This window comes from Pantoea rwandensis (genome assembly GCF_002095475.1).
In the GTDB taxonomy this organism is placed as follows: domain Bacteria; phylum Pseudomonadota; class Gammaproteobacteria; order Enterobacterales; family Enterobacteriaceae; genus Pantoea; species Pantoea rwandensis.
The window spans coordinates 1-13,844 of sequence record NZ_MLFR01000041.1; the positions used below are offsets into that span (position 1 = coordinate 1).

General features: G+C 52.9%; 12 protein-coding genes and 2 tRNA genes. 7 read left to right on the forward strand and 7 right to left on the reverse strand.

What is annotated here, in order from left to right; all coding sequences use genetic code 11:
* Window positions 1–4: 4 nt before the first annotated feature.
* From HA51_RS24685 to orn, 3 genes are all read right to left on the reverse strand, one after another.
* Window positions 5–80: transfer RNA gene (locus tag HA51_RS24685), tRNA-Gly, on the reverse strand.
* 78 nt (window positions 81–158) lie between these two features.
* A tRNA-Gly gene (locus HA51_RS24690) sits at window positions 159–234 on the reverse strand.
* 346 nt (window positions 235–580) lie between these two features.
* Window positions 581–1,129 (reverse strand): oligoribonuclease, encoded by a 549-nt coding sequence (gene orn, locus HA51_RS24695; protein WP_084937959.1) that lies wholly within the window; start codon window positions 1,127–1,129, stop codon window positions 581–583.
* A gap of 103 nt (window positions 1,130–1,232) precedes the next feature.
* On the opposite strand from orn, the gene rsgA reads away from it, so the two are divergent.
* From rsgA to mscM, 3 genes are all read left to right on the forward strand, one after another.
* Window positions 1,233–2,279: a small ribosomal subunit biogenesis GTPase RsgA gene (gene rsgA / locus HA51_RS24700; protein ID WP_084937960.1), complete on the forward strand. Its 1,047-nt coding sequence runs from the start codon at window positions 1,233–1,235 to the stop codon at window positions 2,277–2,279.
* 92 nt (window positions 2,280–2,371) lie between these two features.
* Window positions 2,372–3,268, forward strand: a complete 897-nt coding sequence (asd, locus tag HA51_RS24705; RefSeq protein WP_084937961.1) for an archaetidylserine decarboxylase — start codon at window positions 2,372–2,374, stop codon at window positions 3,266–3,268.
* 14 nt (window positions 3,269–3,282) lie between these two features.
* Window positions 3,283–6,618: a miniconductance mechanosensitive channel MscM gene (gene mscM / locus HA51_RS24710; RefSeq protein WP_084937962.1), complete on the forward strand. Its 3,336-nt coding sequence runs from the start codon at window positions 3,283–3,285 to the stop codon at window positions 6,616–6,618.
* A 45-nt stretch (window positions 6,619–6,663) separates the two neighbouring features.
* Here mscM and mdh read toward each other — a convergent pair whose 3' ends face one another.
* On the reverse strand, window positions 6,664–7,599 hold the full coding sequence (gene mdh / locus HA51_RS24715; protein ID WP_084937963.1) for a malate dehydrogenase: 936 nt from the start codon (window positions 7,597–7,599) through the stop codon (window positions 6,664–6,666).
* A 422-nt stretch (window positions 7,600–8,021) separates the two neighbouring features.
* Here mdh and argR point away from each other — a divergent pair, with 422 nt between their 5' ends.
* The 4 genes from argR (at window position 8,022) to yhcN (HA51_RS24735) (ending at window position 9,975) form a co-directional block, all read left to right on the forward strand.
* On the forward strand, window positions 8,022–8,492 hold the full coding sequence (argR, locus tag HA51_RS24720) for a transcriptional regulator ArgR (RefSeq protein ID WP_084937964.1): 471 nt from the start codon (window positions 8,022–8,024) through the stop codon (window positions 8,490–8,492).
* A gap of 490 nt (window positions 8,493–8,982) precedes the next feature.
* A complete protein-coding gene (yhcN, locus tag HA51_RS24725) occupies window positions 8,983–9,246 on the forward strand; it encodes a peroxide/acid stress response protein YhcN (RefSeq protein WP_084937965.1) in 264 nt (87 codons plus the stop codon).
* Window positions 9,247–9,336: 90 nt separating this feature from the next.
* Entirely contained in the window at window positions 9,337–9,603 is a 267-nt protein-coding gene (locus HA51_RS24730; protein WP_084937967.1) for a YdgH/BhsA/McbA-like domain containing protein, read from the forward strand.
* Between the two features lie 105 nt (window positions 9,604–9,708).
* The gene (gene yhcN / locus HA51_RS24735) at window positions 9,709–9,975 is read left to right on the forward strand and encodes a peroxide/acid stress response protein YhcN (RefSeq protein WP_084937970.1); all 267 of its coding nucleotides are present in this window, start codon (window positions 9,709–9,711) and stop codon (window positions 9,973–9,975) included.
* A gap of 59 nt (window positions 9,976–10,034) precedes the next feature.
* Here yhcN (HA51_RS24735) and HA51_RS24740 read toward each other — a convergent pair whose 3' ends face one another.
* The 3 genes from HA51_RS24740 to aaeB form a co-directional block, all read right to left on the reverse strand.
* Window positions 10,035–10,304 (reverse strand): barstar family protein, encoded by a 270-nt coding sequence (locus HA51_RS24740; protein ID WP_084937972.1) that lies wholly within the window; start codon window positions 10,302–10,304, stop codon window positions 10,035–10,037.
* 14 nt (window positions 10,305–10,318) lie between these two features.
* A complete protein-coding gene (locus tag HA51_RS24745; RefSeq protein WP_084937975.1) occupies window positions 10,319–11,773 on the reverse strand; it encodes an NAD-dependent succinate-semialdehyde dehydrogenase in 1,455 nt (484 codons plus the stop codon).
* 111 nt (window positions 11,774–11,884) lie between these two features.
* Window positions 11,885–13,837, reverse strand: a complete 1,953-nt coding sequence (gene aaeB, locus HA51_RS24750) for a p-hydroxybenzoic acid efflux pump subunit AaeB (RefSeq protein ID WP_084937977.1) — start codon at window positions 13,835–13,837, stop codon at window positions 11,885–11,887.
* Window positions 13,838–13,844: the final 7 nt, after the last annotated feature.

Below are 13,844 nucleotides of genomic sequence, written 5' to 3' on the forward strand. Positions count from 1 at the left end.
ATTTTGGAGCGGGAAACGAGACTCGAACTCGCGACCCCGACCTTGGCAAGGTCGTGCTCTACCAACTGAGCTATTCCCGCATCATCGTTCTTATCAACCTGCTGCCTTGCAGCAAACTGAAATACTTGATTTTGGTATCTTGCTACATCACTAAGATTTGGAGCGGGAAACGAGACTCGAACTCGCGACCCCGACCTTGGCAAGGTCGTGCTCTACCAACTGAGCTATTCCCGCATAATCTTCGTCTTTCACTTTGCCGCTGCGTTAGCTTCCTTCACTCACACAGGTCACTTACTGGAGTAAGCTCTCTGTGATTCGTTCAGTTGCTGCCTTGCTGCAAACCGAAATACTCGATTCTGGAACTTCGTCTTTCACTTTGCTGTCTTGCCGCAAACCGAAATACTTGATTCTAAATCTTCGTGCTACTGCTTCGTACCGTCATAAATTCTTCACCGGTACGGGGTGCGCATTATACGAGAAATCCTTTCAGTCGCAAGAGTCTGGAAGCAAAATTTTGCGCTTTCAGCGCGTTTGCTGCTTTAATCGTCAAACTGATGATTTCATGCGCACCCTTTGCGACTTAAAGCTGCAGGAAGTGTTCGCGGTAATAGGTCAGCTCAGCAACCGATTCGCGAATATCATCCAATGCCTGATGGCTACCCGATTTTTTGAAACCTGGCAGAATTTCCGGCTTCCAGCGACGCGCCAGTTCTTTCAGCGTGCTGACATCCAGATAACGGTAGTGGAAATAGGCTTCCAGCTCCGGCATATATTTGAACAAGAAGCGCCGATCCTGACCGATGCTGTTGCCGCAAATCGGCGAGGTATTCGCAGGTACCCACTGTTTCAGGAACTCAATGGTCGCCTGTTCCGCTTCACGATCGCCATACTGGCTCGCCTTCACACGCTCCACCAGCCCGCTGTTCGTGTGGGTGCGCACGTTCCAGTCATCCATCAGCGCTAACTGCGCATCTGATTGATGCACCGCTAACACTGGCCCTTCCGCCAGGATGTTCAAGTTGGCATCCGTTACGATGGTAGCGATCTCAATAATGCGATCTTGTTCTGGGTCCAGCCCGGTCATTTCCAGGTCGATCCAAATCAGATTATTTTCATTTCCAGCTGTCATGCGTTTTCCGCCCGTTGCCAAAGTCGTCATTACACTCAATTCAGGTGTATCATAGACGTTTTGCCCAGCGGGGCGAAGCCTGGCGAAAGCTGTGAGAGGATGCGTGAGCAAAAATAAACTGTCGAAGGGTCAACAACGTCGCGTAAGCGCGAACCATCAGCGTCGTCTGCAGCAACGGAGCGATAAGCCCGAACCGGATGACAGCCTGTTTGGAGAAGCGTCCGAAGGCGTGGTGATCAGTCGTTTCGGCATGCACGCAGATGTGGAAGACGGCGCAGGCGAAGTCCATCGTTGCAATATTCGTCGCACCATCCGCTCGCTGGTCACTGGCGACCGCGTCGTGTGGCGTGCAGCCATTGGTGGCGGTAAAGGGATCGTGGAAGCGGTTCACGAACGCAAAACCGTACTGACGCGCCCGGATTTCTATGACGGCGTTAAACCCATTGCCGCGAATATCGATCAGATCAACATCGTGTCAGCGATCCTGCCGGAGCTGTCACTCAACATCATTGATCGCTATCTGGTTGCCAGTGAAACTTTGGGCGTTGAACCTTTACTGGTGCTCAATAAAATCGACCTTCTTGATGAAAAGGCCCGTGAGCTGGTTGATAAGCAGATGGATATCTATCGCCACATTGGCTATCGCGTGTTGATGGTTTCCAGCCACGCTAAAAATGGTCTGGCGGAACTGGAAGCGGCATTAACTGGACGCGTGAGCATTTTTGCTGGTCAATCCGGTGTGGGTAAATCCAGTTTGCTGAACAACCTGTTAGGGCTGGATGTGGCAGGCGATGAAATTCTGACGAACGATGTTTCTGATGTCTCTGGCCTGGGCCAGCACACGACCACCGCCTCCCGTTTGTACCATTTCCCGCACGGCGGTGACGTGATTGATTCCCCGGGCGTACGCGAATTTGGTTTGTGGCATCTGGAACCGGAACAAATCACGCGCGGATTTGTCGAATTTCGTGAGTTTCTCGGTACTTGCCGCTTCCGCGACTGCAAGCACGACACCGATCCCGGCTGCGCCCTGCGCGAGGCGGTGAACAATGGCGTCATTGCCAGGTCGCGTTTCGTTAACTACCACCGAATTCTGGAGAGTATGGCGCAGGTAAAAACGCGTAAAAACTTTCCTGATAACGACATTTAACGTGTACAACAGCACATTCGCCAACTGACCGGGGCGCTGCTACAATCCGCCCCCTTTTGTAAAACCAAGCGTAATTAAGCCAGGAGGCAACGGTGTTTGATCGTTTTAAACTCGGCCTGAATCATATTCTGCCTAAGAAAGGGCTAACCGAACTCGCCGGCTGGGGCGCCAGTCGTCGTGGTGGCTGGCTGACCAAAGCGGTCATCGACATTTTCGTCTGGTACTACAAAGTAGATATGGCGGAAGCCAGCAAGCCGCACACTGGCAGCTACCGCACCTTCAACGACTTTTTCGTTCGTCCTTTAAAAGAGGGCGCGCGTCCTGTCGATCCAGACGCGACGTTACTGGCGCTGCCAGCCGATGGTGCGGTTAGCCAGTTAGGTCACATAGAAGGCGATCAAATCTTCCAGGCCAAAGGTCACTATTACACGCTGCAAGCACTGCTGGCCGGTAACGATGATTTGGCTGAAAAGTTCATTGATGGTGAGTTTGTGACCACTTACCTCGCACCGCGCGATTATCACCGTGTGCATATGCCGTGTAATGGCATTCTGCGTGAGATGATTTACGTGCCGGGCGATCTCTACTCGGTCAACCCGCTCACCGCACGCAACATACCGAACCTGTTCGCACGTAACGAACGCGTGATCTGCGTATTCGATACCGATCATGGTCCGATGGTGCAGATTCTGGTGGGTGCAACCATTGTGGGCAGCATCGAAACCGTGTGGGCTGGCACTATTACGCCACCGCGTGAAGGTGTGATTAAGCGCTGGCGCTACCCTTCTGCCGAACATGATGGTGCGGTAGTGCTGTTAAAAGGCCAGGAAATGGGTCGCTTTAAACTGGGTTCTACGGTTATCAACCTGTTCGCGCCAGGCCGCGTCAAGTTGGCAGAAAGCCTTGAGGCTGAAAGCAAAACCCGCCTTGGTCATCCGCTGGCCATCGCCCTGCCGCAGCCCGGCGAAAACGCCCCGCTCGCTGAATAACCGGAACCTCTCCCGTGCGCGTTTTCCTCTCCCTACTGCTGAGCCTGGTGCTCAGCAGTTCTGTATTTGCCGCCACCGTTCCCCCCGCCAGTCAGCTTAAGCAGGAACTGGATACGGCAAAAGCGGCTAAAGCCTCTCCCACGCAAGCTGAACAGGTGCAGGCGATTGAAGCGGCGATCAATTTCCTTTCTGAGCGTGATGAATCGTTAGAGCGAGCCAAACAGTATCAGCAAGTAATCGACGATTTCCCTCGATTGGCGCGTGAGTTACGTCAGCAGATCGCTACGCTGACGGACAGTAGCAAAACGGTGCGCAATAACATGAGCAGCGCCGAGCTGGATCAGGAAATCCTGCAAATCAGTAGCCAGTTGCTGGAGGAAGGTCGTCAGGCGCAGCAAGAGCAGGATCGCGCCCGCGAAATCAGTGACTCGCTGTCACAGTTACCGCAGCAGCAAACCGATGCACGCCGTGCGATGACCGAAAGCGATCGTCGTGCCCAAGGTTTCTCAGCCTCCGCCACGCCGTTGGCCCAAGCGCAGATTTATGCGCGTCAGGCAGAAAATGCGGCTAACAAAGCGCGAGTGGATGAATTAGAGCTGGCACAACTGTCGGCAAATAACCGCCAGGAATTGGCGCGCATGCGTGCTGAGGTCCATCAGCGCAAAGCCACACAGCTTGATAACTATTTGCAAGACCTGCGCAATCAGCTTAATAACCAGCGCCAGCGTGAAGCCGAGCTGGCATTGGAACGCACGGAACAACTGGCAGAGAACAGTGGCGATCTGCCCGCCTCAATCAGCGATCAATTCCGTGTAAACCGTGAGTTATCGGCAGACCTGAATGCACAAGCCCAACGTATGGATTTGGTCGCTTCACAGCAACGACTGGCGACGAACCAGACGCTGCAAGTCCGCCAGGCACTCAGTACGCTGCGGGAGCAATCCCAGTGGCTTGGCGCATCGAATTTGTTAGGTGAGGCACTTCGTGCCCAAGTCGCACGGCTGCCAGACATGCCGAAGTCCCAGCAAATAGACAGTGAAATGGGCCAGTTACGCGTCCAGCGCCTGCACTATGAAGATTTGCTGGAGCGCCAAAAGGACCTGCGTAAAGAGAAGCAGGATGACGGCACACCCTTCACCAGTGAGCAGATCCGCATCCTTGACGCGCAGTTGAAAACCCAGCGTGAGCTGCTCAACTCGCTCATTTCCGGCTGTGACACGTTGATATTGGAAATAACCAAACTTAAGGTATCCAATACGCAGTTGCAGGATGCTTTGGGTGAAGTCAGAGAAGCCACGCACCGCTACCTGTTCTGGACTGCGGATGTTAGCGCCGTTGATCTGAAATATCCGATTGAGGTGGCACGAGATTTAACCCGCTTGCTGTCACTGGATACCATTGGGCAGCTCGGCAAAGCGCTGGCCATGATGTTTACCAGTAAAGAAACTGTGGTGCCTGTTATTTGCGCGGTGCTATTGGTCGGTTTCAGTATCAGCTCTCGCCGTCATTACAATGACTTTATGGCACGATCCGCCAGCCGCGTCGGCAAGGTCACGCAAGACCGCTTCAGCCTGACGCTGCGCACCGTGTTCTGGTCAATTCTGGTCGCCGTCCCCCTGCCTGTACTCTGGGCTGCGCTGGGCTTTGGGCTACAGCACGCCTGGCCTTATCCCTTTGCCGTGGCGATTGGTGATGGCATCACGGCTACCCTTCCGCTGCTGTGGGCCTTTATGATCAGTGCAGCCTTTGCTCGCCACGATGGGCTGTTTGTGGTGCATTTCCGCTGGCCACAAGCACGCGTGGCACGTGCAATGCGCTACTACTCGCTTTCCGTTGGCTTTATTGTGCCACTGATTATGCTGCTGATTGCCTTCGCGAATCTAGACGATCCACAGTTCTCTGCCACACTCGGCCGCCTGTGCTTTATCCTGATCTGTGGTGCCCTAAGCATTGTTACTGTCAGCCTGAAACGCGCCGGTATTCCGCTCTACCTTGATAAACAAGGTGACGGCGACAACTTTGTTAACCGCATTCTGTGGAACCTGATGATAGCCATTCCGCTGGTGGCAGCGCTGGCTTCCTGCATCGGTTATCTGGCGACGGCGCAGGCCCTCCTGGCGCGTCTGGAAACCTCCGTGGGCATCTGGTTCTTCCTGTTGGTGATTTATCACATCATTCGCCGCTGGATGCTGATTCAACGCCGTCGTATCGCCTTTGATCGTGCTCGCCAACGACGTGCCGATATGCTCGCCAACCGTGCGCGCAGCGAGGAAGAAAAAGAGCAACAGACCTCTTCTAACGCAGATACCATCGAGATTGATGAACCCAGCCTGGATTTGGATGAGATCAGCGCCCAGTCCCTGCGCCTGGTACGCTCGATCCTGACGCTGATTGCCTTGGTCTCCGTGATTGTGCTGTGGTCGGAAATTCACTCGGCCTTTAGCTTCCTCGACAACATTCCGCTATGGGATGTCAGCACCACCATTCAAGGCGTGGAGAGCGTGCAGCCGATTACGCTGGGCTCGGTATTGATTGCCATTCTGGTGTTTATCATTACTACCCAATTGGTGCGCAATATGCCCGCGCTACTGGAGCTGGCACTGTTGCAGCACCTCAGCCTGACGCCCGGCACCGGTTACGCTATTACGACCTTAACCAAGTATGCGCTGATGCTGATCGGGGGGTTGATCGGATTTTCAATTATTGGCGTAGAGTGGGCGAAGCTGCAGTGGCTGGTTGCTGCCTTGGGTCTGGGACTGGGCTTCGGGATGCAGGAAATCTTCGCCAATTTTATCTCTGGTCTGATTATTCTGTTTGAGAAGCCGATTCGTATTGGTGATACCGTGACGATTCGCGATTTGACGGGCAGCATTACGCGTATCAATACGCGCGCCACCACCATCACTGACTGGGACCGTAAAGAGATTATCGTGCCCAACAAGGCCTTCATCACCGAGCAGTTTGTTAACTGGTCGCTGTCAGATTCCGTCACGCGTGTGGTGCTCACCATCCCAGCTCCCGCCCATGTTAACAGTGATGAAGTCACGAATATTCTCAAGCAGGCCGCCGATCGCTGCACCTACGTGTTGGATATGCCCGCACCAGACGTGTTTCTCGTGGATCTGCAACAGGGGATTCAACTCTTTGAGCTGCGTGTGCACGCCGCTGAGATGGGCCATCGCATGCCGCTCCGCCATGAGCTGCACCAGCTGATTCTGCGCGGTTTCGAGGAGCACGGTATAGAGATGCCGTTCCCACCGTTCCAGGTGCGCATGGAAACGCTAGGGCGCAAAACGCCCGCGACCAATGGGTCAACCTCTAGTCGGACCTTCAAGTCTGGTGGCTTATAAACGAAAACGCCCGGCAATCGCCGGGCGTGTTTTATCTACTGAGCGTTATTTGACGAACTCTTCACCCTGCACAATATCTTTCTTCAGTGTATCTAACATGCCGTTAAGGGCTTGCTGTTCGAATGCACTCAATGGCCCCAATGCACGGCGTTCCACAATGCCGTTTTTCCCCAGCAGCAGCGGCTGTGAGAAGAAGCGCGCATATTCGCCATCACCTTCTACATAGGCGCATTCCACGACATTCGCTTCGCCCTGAATGGCGCGAACCAAAGACAGACCAAAACGCGCTGCAGCCTGTCCCATCGACAGCGTCGCGGAGCCGCCACCGGCTTTGGCTTCCACCACTTCGGTACCGGCGTTTTGAATACGTTTGGTGAGGTCAGCCACTTCCTGATCGCTGAAACTGATGCCTTTGACTTGGGAAAGCAGCGGCAGAATGGTGACGCCAGAATGACCGCCCACGACCGGCACTTCAATTTCGTTAGGCTTTTTACCTTTTAGCGCGGCAACGAAGGTATTGGCGCGAATGACATCCAGCGTTGAGATACCAAACAGCCGATTCTTATCGTAGACACCCGCTTTTTTCAGCACTTCAGCAGCAATCGCCACGGTGGTATTCACAGGATTCGTGATCACACCAATCAGGGCTTTCGGCGCGGTGCTCGCCACCTGCTCGATCAGGTTGCGTACAATCCCTGCATTAACGTTAAACAGGTCGGCGCGATCCATCCCAGGTTTACGTGCCACGCCAGCAGAAATCAGTACGATATCGGCGCCATGCAGCGCGGGAGTCGCATCTTCACCACTGAATCCTTCTACCTTCACATCCGTGGGAATATGGCTGAGATCCACCGCCACACCGGGTGTGACGGGCGCAATGTCATAAAGTGAGAGAGCTGAACCTGCGGGTAATTGGGTCTTGAGCAGCAGTGCAAGCGCTTGGCCAATACCACCAGCGGCACCGAGAACGGCAACTTTCATCCTGAACTCCTTATTAAGGTGGGGCAGAGATATGCCGAAAATCCATCAGGTTACGATTTTAATCAACTTCTCAGGCGATAGCGACACACCTGTCGCGCATTAACAAACGCCGCAATCGGCTCCCGAGACATCTCCACTTCAGAAGTCGCCTGAATGATACATTCGCAGCCAGAAGACAATGGACGGCAATGATCATCGATAATGTTGTTACCACTTCAATACTATAACAACATTGCAACCTTCGCTTTGCGCGTTACCCCGCGATTTTGGTGCAGTGGGATTCTCTGATAACATGCCACTCCCGCAGCGTTATGTCGCGATTGACTCATCAAGTTTTATTGCATAAAAATTCATCTAAATGCATAATAATTTATCTGCCGTAGGCCTGTTGCCTGCTGCAACTCCTCTCTCATTGGTAGCTTATGCGAAACCCATCAAAACAAGACGACCTGATTAAAGCGTTCAAAGCTTTATTAAAGGAAGAGAAATTCAGCTCGCAGGGCGAGATCGTGCAGGCACTGCAAGAAGACGGCTTCGAGAACATCAATCAGTCAAAAGTTTCTCGTATGCTGACCAAGTTCGGTGCAGTCCGCACTCGCAACGCCAAAATGGAAATGGTGTATTGTCTGCCTGCTGAACTGGGGGTGCCGACCACCACCAGTCCACTGAAAAACTTGGTGCTGGATATCGATTACAATGATGCCTTAGTGGTGATCCACACCAGCCCAGGTGCCGCACAGCTGATAGCACGCCTGCTGGACTCATTGGGTAAAGCAGAGGGCATCCTGGGTACTATCGCGGGTGATGATACGATCTTTATTACCCCCGCGCGTTCATTTACGGTGAAGCAGTTACACGACGCTGTGCTGGTTTTATTCGAACAAGAACTATAAAACCCTGCTATTTACCGGCAGATCACCTGCCGGTAACAGGCCTCTCAATTCGCAGTTCCCCGTCACGTTTGTTACAAACTCCTTTCTTAATAATAAGTTACCTATATAACAGCCTGTTCTGCATCAGCTGTCATATTGGTACGACCTTTTCCCCTGCTTAACCATATGCGCTATTTTACACTGCTTTACATATCGTGATCAGCCGTTATAGCTTCTAATGGCGTATCAGCCAGCGGGATCGACCATGATCTTTCGCACAAAAAGATAATTTGATGCAGATCATTGTTTTTACGAATAAATAACAGCCCATGGTTAAGATCCAGGCGTTTTTTATAACTTCAGGTTCTAAAAATGTGTCATAAGGACAAAGAATAACAACCAAACATTATTAGCCAGATATTAATTTCATGGGTGATTAGATCTATACTTCTTTTCGTGATGCGAATCACACGAAACAAAAAGATAAAAACAGAAGACGAGGAAAAAAACCATGAAAGTTAAAGCTACTATCGCAACCCTGAGTGTTCTATCTGCCCTGTCATTTGGTGCCTTCGCAGCAGATTCTATTAATGCCCAACAAGCAGCGAATCTGCAGCCTGCCGGTACCATCAGCGTCAGCGGCGTAGGCGGTTCTCCGATGGATTTCCGTGACCAGCTGAATGCCAAAGCCGATCAGCAAGGTGCAAAAGCCTACCGCGTGATCGAAGCGAATACCGGCGACAGCTATCACATCACCGCTGAGCTTTATAAATAAGTTTGCTGAATCAAGACGCAGTGTGATGGCGACCCGCTTGAGACGCATTTGCCTCTCAGGTTGCCAAACCAAATTTCAGGAGAGTGAATCATGAAAACCAAATTAGCTATCGCAGTATTGGGTCTGGCTTCCGTACTTTCTTTCGGTGCCAGCGCTGCCAGCCTGGTGTCTAACGAACAAGCCGAACAACTGCAGCCGCTGAATCAAACTATCAGTGTGAGCGGTATTGACGGTGACCAGACTAACGTCCGTCAGGAACTGTCGCAGAAAGCGGATGCTCAAGGTGCCAGCCACTACCGCATCATTGAGAACAACCGTGGTGATACCTTCCACGTGACCGCAGAACTGTACAAATAAGAATACATCGAGCGTCAGGCGCCTGATCGGCGCCAGACAATTGATCGACGACCCGCCACACCCACTTTTATGCCGCAGGTTGTTGATTCTAACGAGGAGAAAACTATGAAAATCAAAACAACCATCGCAGCCGCCAGCCTTCTTTCCCTGTTTGCCTTCGGTGCTTCTGCAGCACAACTGGTAACAGATGAGCAGGCGCAAAATCTGCAACCTACCGGCAGCACTGTCACCATCAGCGGCACCGGTGGCTCACCAATGGATTATCGCGCAGAGCTTTCTCAGAAAGCCGATGAGCAAGGTGCCAGCGCCTATAAAGTGATCGAAGCAAAAACCGGTGACAGCTATCACCTCACCGCTGAGCTGTACAAGTAATTCCTCGTCAATTCTGACGAACCCTTTGGCCCCGCTCGCCGGGGCCCTTTTTAGGCTTGTCACTTCACATTAAAGCGGAGCTGACCTTCCAGCTCCTCTTCTGCTTCATCAAACAACAGAATCAATGCACCATAGCGGCGTTTCTGCCCTTTCCCCAGATTCACAAACTCAATCTCCAGGGGGTAAGGTAGCTTCTCACCCATGATCGCGTCCCAGAGATCGTCAAGATCGCTAATAGCCAGATCCGTCAACACAAAACGGTCGCTGAACTGCCGGTAGAAATGGGCCTGATCGACGATTTCGTCGAAATCGAAACGCTCTGTTCTCATGGTGATGCCCTCTTTTAGGCAAGTCCGCCAATGTGCAGCGCTTTAACCTCAAGATACTCTTCCATCCCCAGCACCGACCCTTCACGACCGAGTCCCGACTCCTTCACGCCACCAAAGGGGGCCAGCTCGGTAGACACTGCACATTCGTTGATACCGACCATCCCCGCCTCTAAAGCCGCCGACACGCGGAACACACGTTGAAGGTTTTGCGTATAGAAATAGGCAGCCAGACCATATTCAGTGTTGTTAGCACGTTGAATCACATCTGCTTCATCATCGAAACGGAAACAGGCCGCCACTGGGCCAAATGTCTCTTCTTGTGCCAGTTTCATGCCTTCATGCGCATCGCCTATCACAGTAGGCTGCCAGAAGTTGCCGCCCAGCGGGTGACGCTCGCCACCCGTTAGCAATCTACCGCCTTTACTCACGGCATCCTTCACATGCTCTTCCACTTTTTCTAGGGCAGAAGGTTCAATCAATGGGCCGACAATCACGCCTTCTTCGACGCCATTGCCCACTTTGAGCTTGCCGACCGCGTCAGCCAATTGATTGACGAACTGGTCGTAAACGGCGTTGTGAACATAGAAGCGGTTAACGCTGACGCACACCTGTCCGGCATTACGGAATTTATTGGCGATCGCCCCCTGCACGGCGGCGTCGATATCCGCATCTTCAAACACGATATAGGGCGCATTCCCCCCCAGCTCCATGGAGACTTTCTTCATGGTGTCAGCAGCATTGCGCATCAGCGTCTTACCCACTGCAGTCGAGCCGGTGAAGGAGATTTTGCGTACAGCCTGGCTTGCCATAATGGCGTCGCTGATAGCATGCGTATCACCCGCCACCGCGTTTAATACGCCGTCTGGCACCCCTGCTTCCTGCGCCAATGCCAACAAAGCAAACGCACTGAGCGGTGTGTTATTGGCGGGTTTGATGATGCCAGTACAACCTGCGGCCAGCGCCGGACCTAATTTACGCGTCAGCATCGCCATCGGGAAATTCCACGGCGTGATGGCCGCGACAACTCCAATAGGTTCACGCGTCGCCAGAATGCGCGATCCCGGCTTAGCCGGAGGAATTATCTCCCCATTGGCACGCTTGGCCTGCTCGGCAAACCATTGAATGAAGCTCGCGGCGTATTCCACTTCACCTTCGGCTTCTTTCAAGGGTTTGCCTTGTTCAGCGGTCATCAACTGTCCGAGCCAGCTTTTGTTCTCAATGATCAGTTGATACCAGCGATGAAGAATTTCTGCGCGCTGCTTCGCGGTTTTATCGCGCCAGGCGGGAAAAGCTTTCTGCGCTGCGGCAATCGCCTGTTCTGTCTCCGCTTTCCCGGCCTTGGCAACTTTTGCCAGCACTTCGCCGGTCGCGGGATTAGTCACATCAAAGGTCGACGTGGTGGTGTGCCATTGCCCCGCCGCGAAGTAACCCGTTTTGAATAGCGTGTGTTGTTGAAGAGTGTTGGACATCGTTTTTCTCCTGTCAGTTTGCATCCTGTCAGAAAAGTATAGATGCCAAAATCGCAGGGTTTTGTGTCAGCGTGGGATCAAAAAAGCCGCTGCAAGATGCAGCGGCCGTTTTTAGATTTGGATGAGGGTGTTCTGGTACTTATCCAGCATCAGCGATAGCCGCTTCACTGGCTCGGTCACACTCTCCGGTGCCGAATAGTGATGGAGTTTTTCCTGATAGATCTCCAGCTCTTTCAGCAACCGCTCAAAGTAATAACGCCGCTTATCATCGCTGGTGGCTGAGATGATCCGATCTGCGGTGTAACGCAGTTGTCGGTGAAACGCTGACAGTTCAGCATTGATCGGGACTTCCGCATTGCGTAGTCGCTGGTGCCCAATAATCAACGTCAACGCGATGCGGTATTTATCAATATCTCCAGGGAACAGATTGAGCAACAAGAACAGCTGCTGATACAGCGCAGGTAAATGGTTCTCGCGACGGCGCGCCTGGTTGGTTGTCAAGGCGGCCACAGCGGCATACATGAAGCGGTTGAGCAGTTTGCGGCCGGTACGCGCTTTCGATTTATCGCGGATCAGCAGAATCACCATCATCGCCACGAAGCTGCCAATCCACTGACCCAACGCGTTATCAAGGAACACGTTGAACTCAAACTTCATCGGATTATCCAGCACCAGCACGTTGATGGTACCAATCAGCGCACCCAGCGTCCCGATCTGCCGCCGCTGCACAAAAATACCGCCAATAAAGCCCAAAGCGCCGATCGAAATACACAATAGCAACGCACTTTGCTGCGTTGCAGGCAGGATATAGACGAAGTAGAGCAAACCGAGCGGGACGGCAAACGCCATGCCGTAGAAGAAGTCTTTTGCCATCATCAGCGGATTCGGCATACGCATGGCCAGCGCGGTGATTACCGCCAGCATCACCATACAGCCACTGGCGGAGGTCCAGCCGGTATACAGCCAGAACAGCGAGCCGAGCGCCGTGGCGACAAACGTACGCACGCCGTTGATCATTGCATGATGGGTTTCTGCAGAGCGCGCCTGAATCACCACTTCACGCTGTAAAATACTCTCTTCCAGCGTGGTAATGCGGCTGTTGCTTTTCACTCCGTTGATTAACAGCAGATACTCTGTGGCCGCACCGACCCAGCTTGCAACCGTCATCGGCACCGTTTTACTGGTGATGCCAATCAAGCGGCGCATCACCTTCATACGTTTATGTACATCGTTAACGTTGCTGACCTCTTTCTCAATCAGCAGACGATACTGAGGCGGAATATATTCGGGGCGTGAATTCTGAATCAGGAAGGTTTCTGCCGCTTGGGTGATCAAGGTGAGCGACAGCGTATTTAACATCTGCAGGCGTCGGCTGGTGTTCTTCCAGCGAGATGACTCCATCAACAACTGGCTACGCATGCCGTTAAGTGCGGTGGTACGACGTACCAGCGCGCTCCAGGCGTTATCGACTTCGTCTTTGTCACCATGCGCCACGCACAGTTGCAGCAGTTTGTAATGTGCCACCAGCAGCGCATCGACTTCCGCGTCGATCACTTTTTTAATCGAACGCGGTGAAAAGAGCATATCAGCGAGAATCGCACACAGAATACCAATTACGATTTCGCTGCAACGTTCCACAGCAAACTGCGGTGCCAGCGTGAGGCCGCCACTGGCATCCGCCGTGACCACAATAATGAGCGCAGTGTATCCCGCGAGGCCGAGTGCGTAGGAGTTCTCCACTTTAATCAGTGAAGAGAGCCAGACGCACATCCCTGCCCACAAGCAGCACAGCAACAGCATGACCACCGGCGCACGGACTGTGGCAATCATGATGGTGAGCGCAGCGATACAACCGATAAAAGTACCAATGATGCGAAGAATGCCGCGATAGCGCAGTGCGCCAGAGTAGGGATCTCCCCCTGCAGCAAAAGCGGTACCACCGGCCACAATACCGGCAGTCATCACCGCCCAACGCGGCGTTTCCAGATTAAAGTGAAAGCCAATCATCAACGCGGCAACCAGCGCGAATGTCAGCTTTACCGGGAAACGCAAAAACTCAATCATAACGCCC

Excerpts from the sequence above, each read along its gene's own strand:
- HA51_RS24730 (WP_084937967.1), top strand. The coding sequence starts at position 9,337 with ATGAAAACCAAATTAGCTATCGCAGTATTGGGTCTGGCTTCCGTACTT.
- argR (WP_084937964.1), top strand. The coding sequence starts at position 8,022 with ATGCGAAACCCATCAAAACAAGACGACCTGATTAAAGCGTTCAAAGCT.
- orn (WP_084937959.1), bottom strand. The coding sequence starts at position 1,129 with ATGACAGCTGGAAATGAAAATAATCTGATTTGGATCGACCTGGAAATG.
- aaeB (WP_084937977.1), bottom strand. The coding sequence starts at position 13,837 with ATGATTGAGTTTTTGCGTTTCCCGGTAAAGCTGACATTCGCGCTGGTT.
- HA51_RS24745 (WP_084937975.1), bottom strand. The coding sequence starts at position 11,773 with ATGTCCAACACTCTTCAACAACACACGCTATTCAAAACGGGTTACTTC.
- HA51_RS24740 (WP_084937972.1), bottom strand. The coding sequence starts at position 10,304 with ATGAGAACAGAGCGTTTCGATTTCGACGAAATCGTCGATCAGGCCCAT.
- mdh (WP_084937963.1), bottom strand. The coding sequence starts at position 7,599 with ATGAAAGTTGCCGTTCTCGGTGCCGCTGGTGGTATTGGCCAAGCGCTT.
- yhcN (WP_084937970.1), top strand. The coding sequence starts at position 9,709 with ATGAAAATCAAAACAACCATCGCAGCCGCCAGCCTTCTTTCCCTGTTT.
- yhcN (WP_084937965.1), top strand. The coding sequence starts at position 8,983 with ATGAAAGTTAAAGCTACTATCGCAACCCTGAGTGTTCTATCTGCCCTG.